General features: G+C 35.9%; 2 protein-coding genes. Both read right to left on the bottom strand.

What is annotated here, in order from left to right; genetic code table 11:
- Positions 1–122: 122 nt before the first annotated feature.
- Positions 123–947 (bottom strand): hypothetical protein, encoded by an 825-nt coding sequence (locus F6K53_RS37785; protein ID WP_293084822.1) that lies wholly within the window; start codon positions 945–947, stop codon positions 123–125.
- Positions 948–1,285: 338 nt separating this feature from the next.
- Positions 1,286–1,678 (bottom strand): hypothetical protein, encoded by a 393-nt coding sequence (locus F6K53_RS37780; RefSeq protein ID WP_293084820.1) that lies wholly within the window; start codon positions 1,676–1,678, stop codon positions 1,286–1,288.
- Between the last annotated feature and the right edge of the window lie 580 nt (positions 1,679–2,258).

Here is a 2,258-nt window from a genome sequence, read left to right as displayed (position 1 = left end):
ACCCCTTTTTTTCTCAAATAAGCGCGATCGCTCTGGCCCTACCACTTGTCTTTGACCGTCCCCTCACCACCGGCAACCATAACCTACGCAGAATCAGGTTTTGAGGCACTTGTGTCAGGCACTCAGGTTGTCAACAGTACGTAAATAAAGTTGTCTTCAGTGTCTTTAGTGTCTTCATCGGCAGAAGGTAAAAAATCTTTTTCGGGAGGACTTAAATCTAAAGTCTCAAAATTGTCATTTAGTAGCCTGTCATCAACTGATTGATCTGGTATCGTTATTAGTAGCGTAAAGTGCTGATCTTCTAGAGGAATAAAATCTCTAAGTCTCTCATATTTACTAATACTAACGTCATCAATTACTATCAATACATCATCTTTTGACCATTTTGACCAGAAATCATTTACTTTACTTGCTAAATCTAAATCCTCTGGTATTGGTAATTCTAACTTTGACTTGGCAAACTCTATTAACTGATCTCCTAAATTACCTCGTTTTCTCTCTAGCCAACAAATTCCTCCTGGGTAAACCTTTTTTTCCCAAGCTAGTTGAGCATATTTTCTTACTAGTTCTGTTTTCCCAGGACTATTTTCTTCAGAGTAAACAACAACTCTACCTTTTTCTTTTAATAGTTGGTGCAAAATTTCAATCTCAAGTTCTCTGCCGGTAAATTTAACACCGCTATTGGGAATATTTTGTGGTTCGGGTTTTTCTAGCTTTAGGTTTGGTGGAAGAATATTTACTATATGTGGTCTAGCAATGTTAACTATTTTCTCAATCCGCCCATCTAACACTTCTGTGTTAAAATATGTCTGCAAGATATTTCTTAGTATACTTTCATCGTCTAAAATCTTCGATTTAAAACGCTGAAGTAAAGCTTGACCATCCTTATCATTAGAAAGAAATTCTATCAAGTGTTGGGCAATATCTTCTTCACTGTTAAAGGACATATTATCTCTTTTTATAATCTTTTTATAATCGAAACACTAAGTTTGACTGAATAGTTTATGTTTGAGATTGAAGACTGGTATGTTTAAGCCCAATAATTTATTGGTGGGGATAATCTAAAATCTACTTCCATAATTTTAAATCAAATAATCGCCAATCTATCTTTTACAATCTCAAGTAAAAAAAATTTATGAGGTCAATTATTCAATTTAAAATTGGCAAACTTCAATTGGTTGGCACGAACCTACAAACAGGCTAGATGTCGGGTGAATAAGATTTAATCTACCCGAAAACACTTTTATTTAGCTGCCCATTTGACTTCTCTTAAACAAGAAACAAGCTAAAAACTTACATCTCCAGCAGAACCTATGTTTACTTGTTTGCCAACACTACCACCTTGGATATTTGTGTTAAACTCATTATTTCCTACTTGAGGAACATCTTCAATCAGTTCTTTTAACTGTTCAGCAAACTTACGGTCAGCTTCAAGTTTTTCTTTTAAAAATCTTATAAAGTCCGCTTTTTTAACTTCATTTAAAGGCTCTTCTTCTAGCCGTTCTAAAGCTTGCTGTGCTGTTCCCTCTCCACTAAACTGTTTCACAATAGCTGAGTGTACTTCTTTAGTTTTTTTCCAAACTGACCCACCCACTTCCTGAGCAACACTTCCTCCTACCTGAGCCAAATAGGGAGTTAGTATAGACACGGCTGCTTTTGCTATGTTTAAAGAATCCATTTTTTCTTCCTAATGATAAAATTACTCAAACGAACAACACTTTTTGTTTCTGAGATGCAACCCTGATAGGAAAAATATTTATACTGTTTTGTGAAGGGATAAATAGGAATATTTTTATTTCATCCCCTAAATAAATTATTCCTGATAGCTAAAGAATATCAGACTGTGTTTTTTTAGGACAAACAGCTACAATTTTAATCAGTAAAACTAGCACCATAATGCGTACAACTTAGTTAATATAAATGCTACCTTCTCTTACATATTTATTAACTACTCCTGGCATTCTGCAACGAAGATAGCGTGTTCGCCCCCCAATAGAGCATGAAGCTCCAAAGCTGTCTCCCCTAGAACTCCAGTTATAGCACTTCCACTTTCCTCTCCAATTCACTCCAGGGATCACACATACTTGAGCAGACCATCTAGCCCTCATGGACACACTGCCATCACGACTAATAGAACCCCGACTAATAGAACCAATAGTTATGTTACGAACATACTTCTTTCTCGAATCAACCCTAAAACTAGAATTAGCAGATATAAAACTATCTAGCTGTTGTCCGGCAGTAGCTGTTCCTGGAAG

The sequence above is a fragment of the Moorena sp. SIO4A1 genome (genome assembly GCF_010672065.1).
Classification (GTDB): domain Bacteria; phylum Cyanobacteriota; class Cyanobacteriia; order Cyanobacteriales; family Coleofasciculaceae; genus Moorena.
Note: the sequence above shows the minus strand (reverse complement) of the source record. Positions and strands in the feature narration are given on the sequence as shown.